This is a genomic window from Bradyrhizobium sp. 157, from assembly GCF_023073815.1.
Classification (GTDB): Bacteria; Pseudomonadota; Alphaproteobacteria; order Rhizobiales; family Xanthobacteraceae; genus Bradyrhizobium.
In genome coordinates this window covers 19,222-32,877 of the sequence record NZ_JADPKF010000105.1, presented here as the reverse complement: position 1 = coordinate 32,877, position 13,656 = coordinate 19,222, and the positions used below count along the sequence as shown (strand labels likewise).

Here is a 13,656-nt window from a genome sequence, read left to right as displayed (position 1 = left end):
TTGAACGTCCGAATGGCGGAATCAAAATCAGCTTGATTATTCAACGGTTTCAAGGCGCATTTGGGCAAATGTCAGAAAATGCCTCTGGCATTTTCAATAGCTTGGCAGTCGTTTCCAAATAAAGAAGTAGCCCACACAGGGAGGATCAGTCCCGAAGACCTGATGCAACGATCACAGCTCCTTCTGGGCAAGTTCGCGAAACGCGTCGGGAACGGAACGAGAGATGCCGAGCACCACCGAACCGTACCCAATAGCATCCCATCCGAAGCGACCGCGAATCAGATCGACGGCACGGTCGGCCGCCCAACGTGCCATGCCTGTTTTGGTGCCGGGGCGGCGGGATTCGTCTTGAAGTCCAAGCGGAAGCTCCAGTTCCAGATCCCAGTGCTCCTCGAGATGCGATACCGAGATCGCCAGGAGCGAGATGATCTTCTCGTCCGGGTGATCTGCAAGGACCGCGCGCACCAGCTCCTCGGCAAGCTCGGCAAGGATTACGGTTGCTGAGATTGGCGCGTCGAGCGTCACCGAGCGGGTGGCTGAGTTCAGATTGGCGAAGCGAACGCGCACCGTCACGGTTCGGCCAGGCCTGGACTTTGCGCGGAGCCGGGTGCCAATCCGGTCTGCAAGATGAAACAAGGTGGGCCGAAAAACCCGCTCTTCGGCAGGCTTCCTGCCAATCGCCGACTGGGCTCCCGCGGATCGAGCTCGTCGGTGCGACTTGATTTCTCGCGGATCGCGATTCCAAGCCAGCGCTGCGAGTTTCTCTCCCGCGGCGGGACCGAGCAACCGCTCGAGCGACCATCCCGGCGTCTTTGCCAGCTGCCCGATCGTGAGCACGCCGATCTCGGCCAGCCGCACCTTCGTGACCGGGCCTACTCCCCACATCAGCTCAACCGGCAGGTGGTGAAGGAATTGCAGCTCGGTGTCGGGATCGACAACCACCAGCCCGTCGGGCTTGGCCACTTGCGAGGCAATTTTTGCCAGATGCTTGGTGCGGGCTACGCCGACTGAGATCGGAAGGCCAAGCTCCGCCCGCACGCGTCGGCGGATCGTCCTTGCAATTTCGGCGGGCGAACCGAAGAGATGGGTGCAGCCCGCAACGTCGGCAAAGGCCTCGTCGATGGAAATCCGCTCGACGAGGGGCGTGAAATCCCCAATCACCTTGATGGCGGCGTCACCTAGCCGTTGGTATTCGCTGAAATGACCGCTGACAAAGGTGAGTTGCGGACAGAGTTCGCGCGCTTGCCGTCCCGGCATGCCGCCGCGGACCCCGAAGGCCTTGGCTTCGTAAGAAGCGGCAAGCACAACTCCACCACCTACGGCGACGGGTTTGCCGCGCAACGAAGGGTCAAGGAGCTGCTCTACCGAGGCATAGAAAGCATCCAGGTCCGCATGGAGGATGGTGGCTGTCGTTGCCATCCCGACCGTTCGCCTATGACGTTACGAAGAGGTTCTCGACGATAAGAACATAATGAGAACAAATAGGAGGAGCGTCAAGCGATCGGTGAAGAATCGCGACACCAGTCCTGACAGAAAGCCTCCACCTGTCACGTCAGTGTCTGAGCGTTGTTGCGGAGACTAGCTGATAGTGCCGTTTGACGAGTTCGCGCCCCTTAGGCGCGGCCCGGCACCTCGCGATTGATCGTCGTTCAGCCATGATACGTAAACAGCTCGATTGGGTCGTTGAAGCCGCGCACCGGGTATTCGCCGACGCGTTCGAGATCGAAATCGCTTTCGACGAAGTCGGCGAACGCGCGGGACAGCAGCACCGTTCTTCCTAATTGTTTTGGTGAGGGCTTCGAGACGCGAAGCCATATTGACCGCAGGACCGATGACCGTGAAATCGAGCCGGCTGCGCGACCCGATATTGCCGTACATGACGTCTCCGACGTGGACGCCGATGCCGTAATTCAGCGGCGCACGACCGGTCTCGCTGTTTTTCTCATTGAGGGCAAGCATAGCCTGACGGGCTTCAGCCACGGCATGCAGCAGATTTGCGCAGGCCGACGGCTGGCTGAGCGGAAAAATGGCAAGCAGACCGTCGCCGATGAATTTCAGTATTTCCCCGCCATGTCGCGCAATCGGCTCCGACATCGCATCGAAATAGCCGTTCAGAAGATCAATGACGTCATCGCGCGGCCAGTTGTCGGAGATCCTGGTGAAATCACGCAGATCGCAGATCATGATGGCGGCGCGTACCGTCGTTCCGCTGCCGCGCCTGGTGGCGCCGGCTAGAATGAGCTCGCTGGCATGCGACCCGACATAGGTTTCGAGCAGCGTTCGCGCCAGCCGGTTCTTGACACGAATTTCGCTGACCAGCGCCAGAACCGGCAACAGCTTTAACAGGCTGGCGATATGCGCCTCGTCGAAACCTCCTGGCCGGTCGGTTGCAAAGGTCACGATATGCCTGCCGAGCGTATGGTACAGCGGCCACGCCACATAGTCGGTCAGGCCTTTCGCCCGCAGCTCGTCAAAGACGGCGTGCTTGCGGCCCAGTGACGCCTCCCGTTCGAGATTCTCGCGCACCTCGGTGGCACCGTCATGGATTTCGTTGGCAGGACTATCGATGTACTCGGATCGCTCCCTGACATCATAGTCGACCCTCGCAATCTCCGCCTCGCGCATCCCGTCGGCCCACATGATCCGGGCGCCAAGCCATTGCGGATGGTGGATCAGGATATGAAGCGACGCCCGCTTGACGGGAATGCCTGCTCGCTGAAGCCGGATACACAGCTCAGCGAAAATGTTGTCAATGAAGCGCTCATCGCGCGTGTCGTTTGTCAGCCAATGCAAGATGTCCCCGTCAGAGCGCGCGGTAACGGGATCGATTTTTGGCGGCGCGTTCATATCTTGCTCCTGAGCAGTGACCTGGATCGACGGCACAGGATATGTCGTGCTCCCGCGCGACGTCGTCAACGGAGTCCGCCGCAATCTGCTTGTGCGCATCGGGTTGCCGGCGAGTTGCCGCGTATCCGACCCGAGAGGACGCCGCGGCTGTGCCGGACTGGCGCTTTGTGCCCTGGCTGGGGCGGGAGGGATCGAACCTCCGAATGGCGGAATCAAAATCAGTTTGATTATTCAACGATTTCAGTGCGCGTTTGGAAAAAAGCGCAGAATTTCGCCTCAGCAAGATCAATAACTTGGCGGTCGTTTCCAAATGAACAGGGAGCCTGCGAGACGAAATCGGTCCTCAAAGTTTCAGTCGGAACTTCCGTACGTGAGCTGAGCCTCGACCCTTTCCGTCAGTTGTTTCGCGACGCCGATGGGCCCAGGCAGCAGGCGCCCGATCTCGTTCAGAGGATTCTCCAGCGGGCCAGGTTGGGAGCCCCCAATTCCTACTGCTCACAACTGTCCGATCGTTGTGCCGTGTCTGCAGAATGTATGTGCCGCCATGCGATCGGGGGTCGAGTCGCTGGTCCGCTACATCGCGAAACCTACTACTGCGGAGGCACTGTTTTCGTATCTTCGTGCAGCTTAAGAGACGAAACCGAGCTATTTCGCGCTGATGGCAAAACGTTGAGTTCAGGCATGTTGCCTGCGAGCGGGCGCCCCTTTCGCGGCCGGCGCTGTAAAACCGTGTAGGAACAGGTCCACCACCATGTCGGCGAATTCCTGCGGCTCGATGTCGCCTTTGGGATCGTACCAGGTGTGGCTGAAGTTGAGCATGCCGAACAACATCATGGTGTAGACCTTCTTCGACCGCTTGACGATCTTGCCCTCCGTATCGAGTCGGATCAGCAGATCCGAGATGGTGTCGACCAGCTGGCGCTCCAGCGTCTTTATGGCCTGCTGTTCGGCTTCCGCAAGGAAAGATAGATCGTTCAGGATCAGGCGCTGCTCGTTCGACGAGCGCGCGTTGAGCTCGACGATGGCGCGGATAGCCGCGCGGAAGCGGTCCAGCGTCGTGGATTGGCGGGCCATCGCCGCTTCGACATCGGCGATCATCTGGCGGACATGCGCATCCAGGATCGCGAACAGGATCGCTTCCTTGGACTCGAAATAGTGATAGAGCGCGCCCCGTGACAGCTTGCAGGCGTCAGCCAGTTCGGCGATCGAGGCACGCATGTATCCCTGCTTGGCAAACAGATCGCAGGCAGCCGTCAGGATGCCGCGCTGAATGTCGTCGTAATTCTCCGAGCGCGTCCGGGCCATCCTAAACTCTCAATTGTTCCGGCCACCGGCACCGTCCGATGCACCGCACTTCTTTTCCTACACCAACGACCTAGCAAAGGCTTGCCGCCCTACGCTCAATCCACCGCAACCCAGAAGGGTCGGCTCGACCATACTGACCTATCAAAAAATTGATTGAACGGACAGTCGGATTATAATATGCTTCCTTCCCATAAGACAAGCCGGACACGTCAGGGAACTGGCGGCCGCGGCTCTCGGGGAGGATTGGCTGTGACCCAGCAACGGGTGGATGTTGTGGTGATCGGTGCCGGCGCCGGTGGGCTTTGTGCCGCGGCCCGGCTGGCTCATGCCGGGCTACACACGCTTGTGGTCGACGACAAGGACCGGATTGGCGGGCGCGCCTCAACTGAAGAGATCGACGGCTTCAAGGTCAATATCGGCGCGATCGCCATCGAATTCGGCGGCGTGTTCGAGGAGACCTTTCACGCGGTCGGCGCCCCCCTCGACATCCGCGCGCCCGAACCCGCCAGTTCGTTCCTTATCGACGGCAAGCTGATCGATGTCGGCCGCGGCGGCTGGTCGCTGCTGCTCGGGCAACTCACCAAGCAGGCCTCGCGCATCCTGGATAAGTTCGCCGACGCGCGCTCCGGCAACCTGCCGGACGGGAGGCAATCGACCGAAGACTGGCTGAACGGCTACACCGGCAACGCCACCGTGCACGCCCTCTTCCGCAATCTTTGCGCGGCTATCTTCGCCTGCAACGCCGCCGAACTGCCGGCGCGCGCCTTCCTCACCTATTTCACCAGCAAGGGTGCGTTCAAGCGCTTCGGCTTTTGCCCGCAAGGGACGATCGGCGTCTGGAATTCGCTGGCCTCGGTGATCAAGCGCAAGGGCGACATCTGGCTCGCGACGCCGGCAGTGAAGATCCACAGCAGCGGCGGCCGCGTCGAGGGTGTCAGCGTGATGCGGGATGGCGGCGAGGTTCGGATCGATACCGACCTCGTCATCAGCAATGCCGGCCCCAAGGCAACCGTCGCGCTCGGCGGCGAAGCAGCCTTTCCACCGGACTATATCGAGCGGGTGCGTAAGGATCTGCGCCCGGCCGCCAACATCGTTATCAATATCGCAAGCCGCGAGCCGCTGATCTCGCATCCCGGCATCGTCACCTTCGGCAAGACGCGCCGGCTCTGCAACATGGCGAACCTCACCGCGACCTGCCCTGAGCTGGCGCCGGCCGGCTGGCATCTTAATGTCGCTTATGCCGTACCTGTCCCCGCGCTCGGAGATTTCGACTCGGAGGCCGAAACCGCCCTCGCGTTGCAGGATCTGCGCGAGCAGGTCCCCAACTTTGCCCGAGCAAAAATCCTGTCAATCCGCGTGATGCGCGACGATTGGCCGGCGCAACGAAGCTGCGCCGGTTACGATCTTCCACGTGAGACCGGGATCGACGGCCTGTGGTGCGTCGGCGATGCCGTCAAGCAATATGGCAATGGCGGTACGCAGGCGTGCGCGGAAACGGCCAAGCTGGTCACCGATGCGATCCTCGCCCGGCGGCCGCGCGTGCCGCTGGCCGGCTGAGAGCGCTGCGATGACCATGACAACCCAGACCGGCGCGATGGGAGAGGAAACGGCACCCGAGAGGCCCGCGCTGCTCGAATTCCGCAACATCCGCATCGTCTATGACAACGCGATCGAGGCGATCCGCGATGTGTCGATTGCCGTCCCCGAGGGCGGCATTGTCGCCCTGCTCGGCTCCAATGGCGCCGGGAAATCGACGCTGCTGAAGGCGATGTCGGGCATTCTCTACACCGAGGAAGGCGCGATCGAGAACGGCGCGATCCGCTTCCGCAACGACGAGGTGCACCGCCTCGCCCCCGACGAGCTGGTGCGGCGCGGCATCGTGCAGGTGCCCGAGGGCCGCCGCGTCTTCCCGGCGCTGACCATCGAGGAAAACCTGCAGATGGGCGGCTATACAAGGAGCAAGGCCGAGGCGCGCGAGCGGCGCGACAAGGTTTTTGCGCTGTTTCCCCGGCTGTTCGAACGCCGCGAACAGATCGCGGGCTACATGTCTGGCGGCGAGCAGCAGATGCTGGCGATCGGCCGCGCCCTGATGACCGATCCGGTGCTGCTGGCGCTGGACGAGCCGTCGCTGGGCCTCGCACCGCTGATGATCGAGCGCATCTATGAAGTGATCGTGCGGCTGCGCGACGAGATGAAGATGACGGTGCTGCTGGTCGAGCAGAACGCCCAGCGCGCGCTCGACATCGCAGACTACGCCTACATCCTGGAAACCGGGCGCGTCGTGCTTGACGGCACGGCGCAAAAGCTTTCCGCCAACGAGGACGTCCGCGAATTCTATCTCGGCGTTTCCTCCTCCGGCCGCAAGAGCCTGCGTGATGTCAAGCACTACAAGCGGCGCAAGAGGTGGCTGTCGTGACCCCGCTGCTCAGGGCCGAAAATCTCAGCAAGCGCTTTGGCGGGCTGCAGGCCGTCGCCGATGTCAGCCTTGATGTCGCTGCCGGCGAGATCTGCAGCGTGATCGGCCCTAACGGTGCCGGCAAGACTACGCTGTTCAACATGATATCCGGCGTGCTGCGGCCGAGCGGCGGCCGCATCGTATTCGACGGCATCGACCTTTCGACCATCTCGCCCTGGCGCTTCGCCGCGATCGGCATCGGCCGCACGTTTCAGAATCTTGCGCTGTTCAAGCACGGCACCGTTGTCGAGAACATCCTGACCGGCCGCCACACCCATCTGCGCTCCAATGTGCTCGACGTCGTGCTGCATTTCGGCCGCACCCGGCGCGAGGAGATCGAGGCGCGGCGCAAGGTGGAGCACATCATCGAATTCCTCGAGATCGAGCACATTCGCGACGCGGTGGTGGGAACACTCTCCTACGGTCAGCAGAAACGCGTCGAGCTTGCCCGGGCTCTGGCCTGCGAGCCAAGACTGCTGCTGCTCGATGAAATGGTCTCCGGCATGAACCAGGAGGAAACCGAGGACATTGCGCGCTTCGTGCTCGATATCCGCGACGAACTCGACATCACCGTGCTGATGATCGAGCATGAGATGCGCATCGTGATGGACATCTCCGACCGCGTTCACGTGCTCAATTTCGGCAGCAAGATCGCTGAGGGCACGCCTGCCGAAGTGCGGCAGAGCCCGGCTGTCGCGGAAGCCTATCTCGGCGGTCACCGCCCCGAGACGCAGGCCAGGGTGAACGCCTGATGTCGACGCTGGACACCATGCGAACCGTACACCCGTCGATAACCGAAGCGACCAAGCCGGTCGCGCGATCGTCGGATTCCGGGCAGCTGCGCAGCGCGTTAAGGGACGCCGCCATCACCATTCCGCAGCTCCTGCGCCAGCGCGCCGCCCTGCACGGCGACAGGCTGGCGCTGCGCGAGAAGGAATACGGCATCTGGAATCCCTATTCGTGGAGTCATTATTACGAGACCGCGCGGGAGGTGGCGGTCGGGCTGATGTCGCTCGGCATTAAGCCCGGCGACCGCGTGGCGATCGCCGGCGAAAATACCCCTGAATGGTTCTATGCCGATCTCGGCATCCAGATGATCGGCGCCGTTGCGGTCGGCATCTACCCGACCAATCCCTGGGTCGAGCTGCAATATATCGTCCGCCATTCCGGCTCGCGCGTCGTCATCACCGGCGATCAGGAGCAGACCGACAAGGTGCTCGACGCGCTGGTCAACCAGGGCGGCCTGCCCGCGCTCGAAGCCATTGTCTGCATCGACACCAAGGGCCTGCGCAACTACCGGCAATCGCAACTGATGTCGTTCGAAAAACTCTGCGAGCGCGGCCGGACTTTTGCGCGCGAAAACCCCGATGCCGATGCGACGCTGGACCGGTTGATCACGCAAGGCGCACCCGACGACGTCTGCATCCTCGTCTACACTTCGGGCACGACGGGTCCGCCGAAGGGCGCGATGCTCACCCACCGCAATCTGATCTACGCGGCCTATGTCTATGCCGAGACCGTCGGCATTGCGGACAAGCCGTTCGAGGCGGTGAGCTATCTGCCGCTCTGCCACGTCGCCGAGCGCTGCTATGGCGCGGTGACGCAGCTCGTGCTCGGCGGCACCGTCAGTTTTGCCGAATCGATCGACACGGTGGCGCTCAACATTCGCGAGATCGCGCCGACCTTCTTCGTCGGTGTGCCGCGCATCTACGAGAAACTGCAGCAGGGCTTTCTGTTCCGGCTCGGCGAGAGCGGCAAGCTGCGCCAGCGTTTTACCAATGCCTGCCTTGCCTGGGGCCGCACACTGTCGGACCACCGGCAGGACGGAACGGAAAACTGGCTCCACCGCATGGCCTATGTGGCGCTTTATCTCCTGATGTTTCGCAACATCCAGCGTCATCTCGGGCTGGCCCGCAGCCGGCACCGGCTGTGTGCGGGCGCGTCGATCTCGCCGGAAACGCTGCGGTTCTTCGACATTATCGGACGCCCGGTGTCGCAAGGCTATGGCCTCACCGAATCCGGCGGCGTCGCCTTCATTCAGACGGAAAACCATCACCGGCTCGGCGGCTGCGGCCTGCCGCTGCCGCACACCGAATGGAAGCAGGACAGCGACGGTGAGATCCTGCTGAAAAATCCCGGCGTGTTTAAAGGCTACTTCCTCGACGAAAAGGCTTCCACCGCTTCGCTGGAGCCCGGCGGCTGGCTCCGCACCGGCGACATCATCGATGTCCTCGACAATGGCGAGATCGCGGTGGTCGACCGCAAGAAGGCGATCATCATCACCGCCGGCGGCAAGAACATCGCGCCATCCGAGATCGAGAACGCGCTGAAGGACAGCGAGTTCATCAAGGAAGCCATCGTGGTCGGCGAGGCGAAAAAATATCTCGGCGCCATCGTCCAGATCGACTACGACAATGTCGGCCGCTGGGCGCGCGACAGGTCCCTGCCCTATACCAACTACAAATCGCTCTCGCAGCTCCCCGAAGTGCACGAGCTGGTCGAGCGTATCGTAAACGACACTAACAAGCGTTTTGCGCGGGTCGAAAGCATCCGCCGCTTCGCCATCCTCGAGAAAGAGCTTGACCACGATGACGGCGAGCTCACGGCCACCCAGAAGGTCCGCCGCGCCATGATCGAGAAAAAATTCGCGCGCGAGCTTGCCATCATTTATCCGGCGGAGGGCTGATGCAGTACCTTACCCAGCTCCTGATCTCCGGCCTTGCCATCGGCGCCATCTACGGCCTGATCGCGATGGGATTTGCTGTCATCTACAAGTCCACGGGTCTGGTCAATTTCGCGCAGGGCGAGATGACCATGATCATCGCCTATGTCGCCTGGACCATCTCGACCACGGTCGGCGGCAATCTCTTGCTGGTTTCCATCGGCGCGATCATCGCTGCGATCGTGCTCGGACTGGTCATCGAGCGCGTGGTGATGCGGCCGATGCTGGGCGAGCCGGTATTCGCCACCGTGATGGTGACGATCGGCCTCGCGGTGATCCTGCGCTCCTCGATCAATTTCATCTGGGACGCCTATCCGCACGGCCTCGATGTCGGCTTCGGCCGGGACATCGTCCGCATCGGTAACATCGGCGTCCGCACCGGGCAGATCGCGGTCATCACGACATTGCTCCTGCTACTGGTCGCAATCTGGGCGTTCTTCCGCTACAGCAAGTTCGGCGTCGCCATGCGCGCGGTGGCGGCCGATGACCGCACGGCGCTCTTGATGGGCATCAGCGCCCCGCGGGTGCATGCGGCGGCGTGGGCCGCGTCGTCGGTCATCGCAGGGATCGCCGGCGTGTTCTTCGCCATCTCCTATGATCTTTCGCCCGCGATGTTCCAGCTCGGTCTGAAGGCGTTCCCCGCCACCATCCTTGGCGGACTCGATGCCGTGCTCGGCTCCGGCATCGGCGGCCTCCTGATCGGCATCACGGAAAATCTCGCCGGCGGCTATCTCGGCTCCGGCATGAAGGAGGTTGCGGGTTTCGTCATGATCATCGTGGTGTTGATGATCCGCCCGTTCGGCATTTTTGGCGAACGCGACATCGAAAGGGTCTAGGCGATGCGCACCGGCGATTACAAGCAAACCTATGGCGAACTGGTCGCGCTGATCGATTCACCGCCGGTCTGGCTGTGGTCGGTGGTGCTGGTCGTGGCCCTCGTCGTTGCGCCCTACGCGTTGAATTCCTACGCCCTCTCCTTTGTGACGATCATCCTGATCACCGTCGTCGGCGCGCTCGGGCTGAACATCCTCACCGGCTATACCGGGCTGATTTCACTCGGCCATGTCGGCTTTCTCGTCACCGGCGCCTACGCCTATGCCATCCTCGTCTCAAAGTATCAGATGCCGCCATTGGTCGGCTTTCTCGGCGCGGGTCTCGTTCCTGCCATCGCCAGCCTCATTGTCGGCGCGCCGTCGCTGCGCCTGAAGGGGCTCTATCTCGCCATCACCACGTTGGCGTTCTCGTTCATTATCAGCACAGTGATCCTGGAGGCGCGCTGGCTCACCAACGGCGCGCGCGGCATCGCCGTGCAGCGCCCGGAACTGTTCGGCATCAGCTTTGACAGCGACGCGGCCTTCACCCATCTCTGCCTCGTCTTTGCCATTGTAACCCTCTTCGCCACGCTCAATATCCGCCGGAGCCGGGTCGGGCGCGCCTTTGTTGCGATCCGAGACAATGATACCGCCGCCCGCGTCATGGGCATCAATCTGCATGCCTACAAGCTGCTCGCTTTCGTCACCTCCGCCTTCATCACCGGCATCGCCGGCGCGCTGTATGGGATCTATCTCTCCTTCGTCAGCGTCGAAGGCTTTCCGTTCCTGCTCTCGATCGAGGCGCTGGCGATCCTGATCGTCGGCGGTCTTGGCTCCGCGCTCGGCGCCGTACTCGGCACCGTCCTGATCGTGCTGTTGCCGGAAGCCACTCGCTTCATCTTCAGCCTGTTCAGCACCCAGATGGACGCGATGTTCTCGACCGGCGCCCAGGAGCTCAAGAGCATGCTCTATGGCCTCGCCATCATCCTGTTCCTGCGCTTTCAGCCGCGCGGCCTGGTCGGCGCGTGGCACGACATCCGGCGGACGTGGGTGCACTGGCCGCTGCGCTACTGACCGAGACAACAAACAAGGGAGGAAGGGAATGAAAAAATATTTGACGACCGCTTCGCTGTTGTTCGCTGGCATCCTGTTTGCCGGTGGACCGGCGCTCGCACAACAGGGCATCACCGACACCGAGATCGTGATCGGCGACGTCGAGCCTCTCACCGGACCGCCGGCGCTGTTGGGCGTGGCCGCCTCTATCGGCCACAAGATCGCGATCGCGGAAGCCAACAACGCCGGCGGCATCAACGGCCGCAAGATCAAATATGTGCTGGAAGACGACGGCTACGTCACCGCGCGCACCATCCAGGGCGTGAAGAAGGTCATCGACGTCGACAAGGCCTTTGCCCTGCTCGGCATCTCCGGATCCGGGCAGTCCATTGCCGTTATGCCGGTGCTCGAGAAAGCCGGCATTCCGACTGTGATCGACGTTGCCCCAGTGAAATTCCTGTGGGAGCCGCCGCGCAAGAACGTGTTCGTGGTCGGCCAGTCGTACGAGGAAGGCATCATCCACCTCGTCAAGTATCTTGCCGACAAGAATCCGAACAAAAAGTGGGGTCTGATCACGCAGGACGACGATTACGGCATCACCGTGCGCGACGGTTTTGACACCGTCGTGAAGGACAAGAAGTTGAAGGTCGTCTACAGCGGCAACTACAAGAAGGGCCAGCAGGATTTTTCGTCCGACATGCTGCAGCTGAAGGATTCCGGCGCCGAGGTCTTCCTCGCCGGCGGCATTATTGCGGAAAATATCGCGATGATGAAGGAGCTGGAGAAACTCAACGTCAAACCGGTGACCGGCATCTTCTGGCCCGGCCGCGTCGAACCCGTGCTCAAGCTGATGGGCCCCGCCGGCGACGGCCTCTACGCCGTCGACTATGTCGAGCCGTTTGCCGGCGAGGCAGGCAAGGCGTTCCTGGACAAGGCAAAATCGCTGGTGTCGGAAGCCGAGTTCAAAGGCGTTAACCGCTACACCATGACCGGCTATGCCGCCGCAAAGGTGCTGATCGCGGCGATCGAGCGTTGCGGCAAGCAGCCGACCTGGGCTTGCACCATCGCCGAGCTCGAGAAGACCAAGAACGTCGAAACCGGCGTCATGGCGCCGATCAGTTTTGGTCCTGGCGTGCGCTTTTCGAACCAGAAGCTGCAGATCATGCAGGCGGATTTTTCGACGCTCAGCTTCAAGCCGGTGAACTAGCTTACCGGCAGAGCCCCGGCGCTTCTTTCGTCGGGGCTCTGCTGATCCTGACTATCGGCCCTGAAATTGCGGCCGGCGTTTTGCCATGAAGGCGGTGATTCCCTCGCCGGCATCGTCGCTGCGGCTCGCCGCGACAATCGATTCCTTTTCCGCATCGAGCTGGTCCGAAAGGCCGGTCTCAAAGGACTGGCGCAGCATGCGGCGCACGGCGCCATGGGCCAGCGTCGGGCCGGCGGCCAGTTTTTCCGCAACGGCGGCTGCTTCCGCTTCGACCGCGTCGCTGGCAACAAGACGCGACACCAGCCCGCATTCGAGCGCTTCCTGCGCGGTCAAACGACGATTGAGCAGGAAGAGTTCTTGCGCCCGCCGCATTCCGACCATGCGCGGCAGGAACCATGTGTTACCGCCATCCGCCGTCAAGCCGAGAGCTCCGTAGCCCAGCGCAAAGCGCGCATCGTCCGCCGCCACGACGATGTCGGCGGCGTAGAGCAGGCCGAGACCACCACCGCCCGCGCCGCCGCGCACGGCCGCTACGACCGGCGCATCGATCCCGGTCAAGCGCTCGATCGCCAGATGATAGGCATCGATCATCCGACGCAGCCGATTCGGCAGATCGGCTCGCTCCGTGCCTGCGAATACGGCAAGATCGCCGCCGACGGTAAAATTCGGCCCATTGCCGGCGATCAGGACCGCGCGAACACCGGAATTTTCGGCAATCTGTGTCGCCGCTTCTAGGAGATCCGCGGCCATATCAGGGTTGATCGCATTGCCCTGATCGGGCCGGTTCAGACGCAAGGTGGCGACGCCATCGGCAATGTCGAGCAGCACGGTGCGCAACGGTGCGGCGGCGTCGCGCCAGCGCGCGGTATCGGTGAACTGCTCGAGCGCCCGAATCTTGCCTTCTTCCACCGTGATCAGGTGCGCGAACGCCGCATCGAGAGCCGCGCCATTTTGCTTGCCGCGGCCGCGATAGCGGCCGGTCACCAGCAAGCGGCCGTCGGCGAGATCACAAAACTGTTCCGGTTCGGCGCGGGCTTCAAAGTGGCGGGCGATCGCGCCCCAGCCGTTGCGGCGCATCGCGGCCGGCCCGTCGTGCTGGCCGCCGATGCCAAAGGGCATACCCTCGGCCGTGCGGCCGACGAACGACGGGTGAAGCAGCCGGTCGAGTTGATCGCGGTCGCCGGCAGCAAGCGCCGCGTAAAGCGTGCGCGCGAGATCGGCAGGCTTACTGCTTTCCATCATGGAAAAATCCTCC

At 62.2% G+C, this 13,656-nt stretch carries 10 protein-coding genes and 1 pseudogene; 7 read left to right on the top strand and 4 right to left on the bottom strand.

Going from position 1 to position 13,656, the window contains the following annotated elements; all coding sequences use genetic code 11:
- Positions 1-171: 171 nt before the first annotated feature.
- The 3 genes and pseudogenes from dinB to IVA95_RS32905 all read right to left on the bottom strand — a co-directional run bounded on the left by dinB (position 172) and on the right by IVA95_RS32905 (position 4,152).
- Positions 172-1,419, bottom strand: a complete 1,248-nt coding sequence (gene dinB, locus IVA95_RS32915) for a DNA polymerase IV (protein ID WP_247514286.1) — start codon at positions 1,417-1,419, stop codon at positions 172-174.
- 230 nt (positions 1,420-1,649) lie between these two features.
- Positions 1,650-2,847, bottom strand: a pseudogene (locus IVA95_RS32910) (adenylate/guanylate cyclase domain-containing protein).
- Between the two features lie 675 nt (positions 2,848-3,522).
- Positions 3,523-4,152 (bottom strand): TetR/AcrR family transcriptional regulator, encoded by a 630-nt coding sequence (locus IVA95_RS32905; protein WP_247514285.1) that lies wholly within the window; start codon positions 4,150-4,152, stop codon positions 3,523-3,525.
- A 249-nt stretch (positions 4,153-4,401) separates the two neighbouring features.
- On the opposite strand from IVA95_RS32905, the gene IVA95_RS32900 reads away from it, so the two are divergent.
- Genes IVA95_RS32900 through IVA95_RS32870 form a run of 7 tightly spaced genes read left to right on the top strand, consistent with a single transcriptional unit; the run spans position 4,402 to position 12,401 of the window.
- Positions 4,402-5,709: an FAD-dependent oxidoreductase gene (locus IVA95_RS32900; RefSeq protein ID WP_247514284.1), complete on the top strand. Its 1,308-nt coding sequence runs from the start codon at positions 4,402-4,404 to the stop codon at positions 5,707-5,709.
- Between the two features lie 10 nt (positions 5,710-5,719).
- Positions 5,720-6,568, top strand: coding sequence for an ABC transporter ATP-binding protein (locus IVA95_RS32895; protein WP_247514283.1), 849 nt, complete (start codon positions 5,720-5,722; stop codon positions 6,566-6,568).
- Positions 6,565-7,359, top strand: coding sequence for an ABC transporter ATP-binding protein (locus IVA95_RS32890; RefSeq protein ID WP_247514282.1), 795 nt, complete (start codon positions 6,565-6,567; stop codon positions 7,357-7,359). The genes IVA95_RS32895 and IVA95_RS32890 overlap by 4 nt, the downstream gene beginning before the upstream one ends.
- The gene (locus IVA95_RS32885; protein WP_247514281.1) at positions 7,359-9,293 is read left to right on the top strand and encodes an AMP-binding protein; all 1,935 of its coding nucleotides are present in this window, start codon (positions 7,359-7,361) and stop codon (positions 9,291-9,293) included. Before IVA95_RS32890 ends, IVA95_RS32885 begins: the two co-directional genes overlap by 1 nt.
- Positions 9,293-10,165, top strand: a complete 873-nt coding sequence (locus IVA95_RS32880) for a branched-chain amino acid ABC transporter permease (protein WP_247514280.1) — start codon at positions 9,293-9,295, stop codon at positions 10,163-10,165. Before IVA95_RS32885 ends, IVA95_RS32880 begins: the two co-directional genes overlap by 1 nt.
- Positions 10,166-10,168: 3 nt before the next feature.
- Positions 10,169-11,215 carry a branched-chain amino acid ABC transporter permease gene (locus IVA95_RS32875; RefSeq protein ID WP_247514279.1) on the top strand — a complete coding sequence of 349 codons (1,047 nt, stop codon included), beginning with the start codon at positions 10,169-10,171 and terminating at the stop codon, positions 11,213-11,215.
- Between the two features lie 28 nt (positions 11,216-11,243).
- Positions 11,244-12,401, top strand: coding sequence for an ABC transporter substrate-binding protein (locus IVA95_RS32870; RefSeq protein WP_247514278.1), 1,158 nt, complete (start codon positions 11,244-11,246; stop codon positions 12,399-12,401).
- A 51-nt stretch (positions 12,402-12,452) separates the two neighbouring features.
- Here the strand turns inward: IVA95_RS32870 and IVA95_RS32865 are convergent, their stop codons facing one another.
- Complete coding sequence (locus tag IVA95_RS32865; protein ID WP_247514277.1) at positions 12,453-13,643, bottom strand: enoyl-CoA hydratase-related protein; 1,191 nt, start codon at positions 13,641-13,643, stop codon at positions 12,453-12,455.
- Positions 13,644-13,656 lie beyond the last annotated feature (13 nt).

Excerpts from the sequence above, each read along its gene's own strand:
- IVA95_RS32895 (WP_247514283.1), top strand. The coding sequence starts at position 5,720 with ATGACCATGACAACCCAGACCGGCGCGATGGGAGAGGAAACGGCACCC.
- IVA95_RS32880 (WP_247514280.1), top strand. The coding sequence starts at position 9,293 with ATGCAGTACCTTACCCAGCTCCTGATCTCCGGCCTTGCCATCGGCGCC.
- IVA95_RS32870 (WP_247514278.1), top strand. The coding sequence starts at position 11,244 with ATGAAAAAATATTTGACGACCGCTTCGCTGTTGTTCGCTGGCATCCTG.
- IVA95_RS32885 (WP_247514281.1), top strand. The coding sequence starts at position 7,359 with ATGTCGACGCTGGACACCATGCGAACCGTACACCCGTCGATAACCGAA.
- IVA95_RS32905 (WP_247514285.1), bottom strand. The coding sequence starts at position 4,152 with ATGGCCCGGACGCGCTCGGAGAATTACGACGACATTCAGCGCGGCATC.
- IVA95_RS32875 (WP_247514279.1), top strand. The coding sequence starts at position 10,169 with ATGCGCACCGGCGATTACAAGCAAACCTATGGCGAACTGGTCGCGCTG.
- dinB (WP_247514286.1), bottom strand. The coding sequence starts at position 1,419 with ATGGCAACGACAGCCACCATCCTCCATGCGGACCTGGATGCTTTCTAT.
- IVA95_RS32865 (WP_247514277.1), bottom strand. The coding sequence starts at position 13,643 with ATGATGGAAAGCAGTAAGCCTGCCGATCTCGCGCGCACGCTTTACGCG.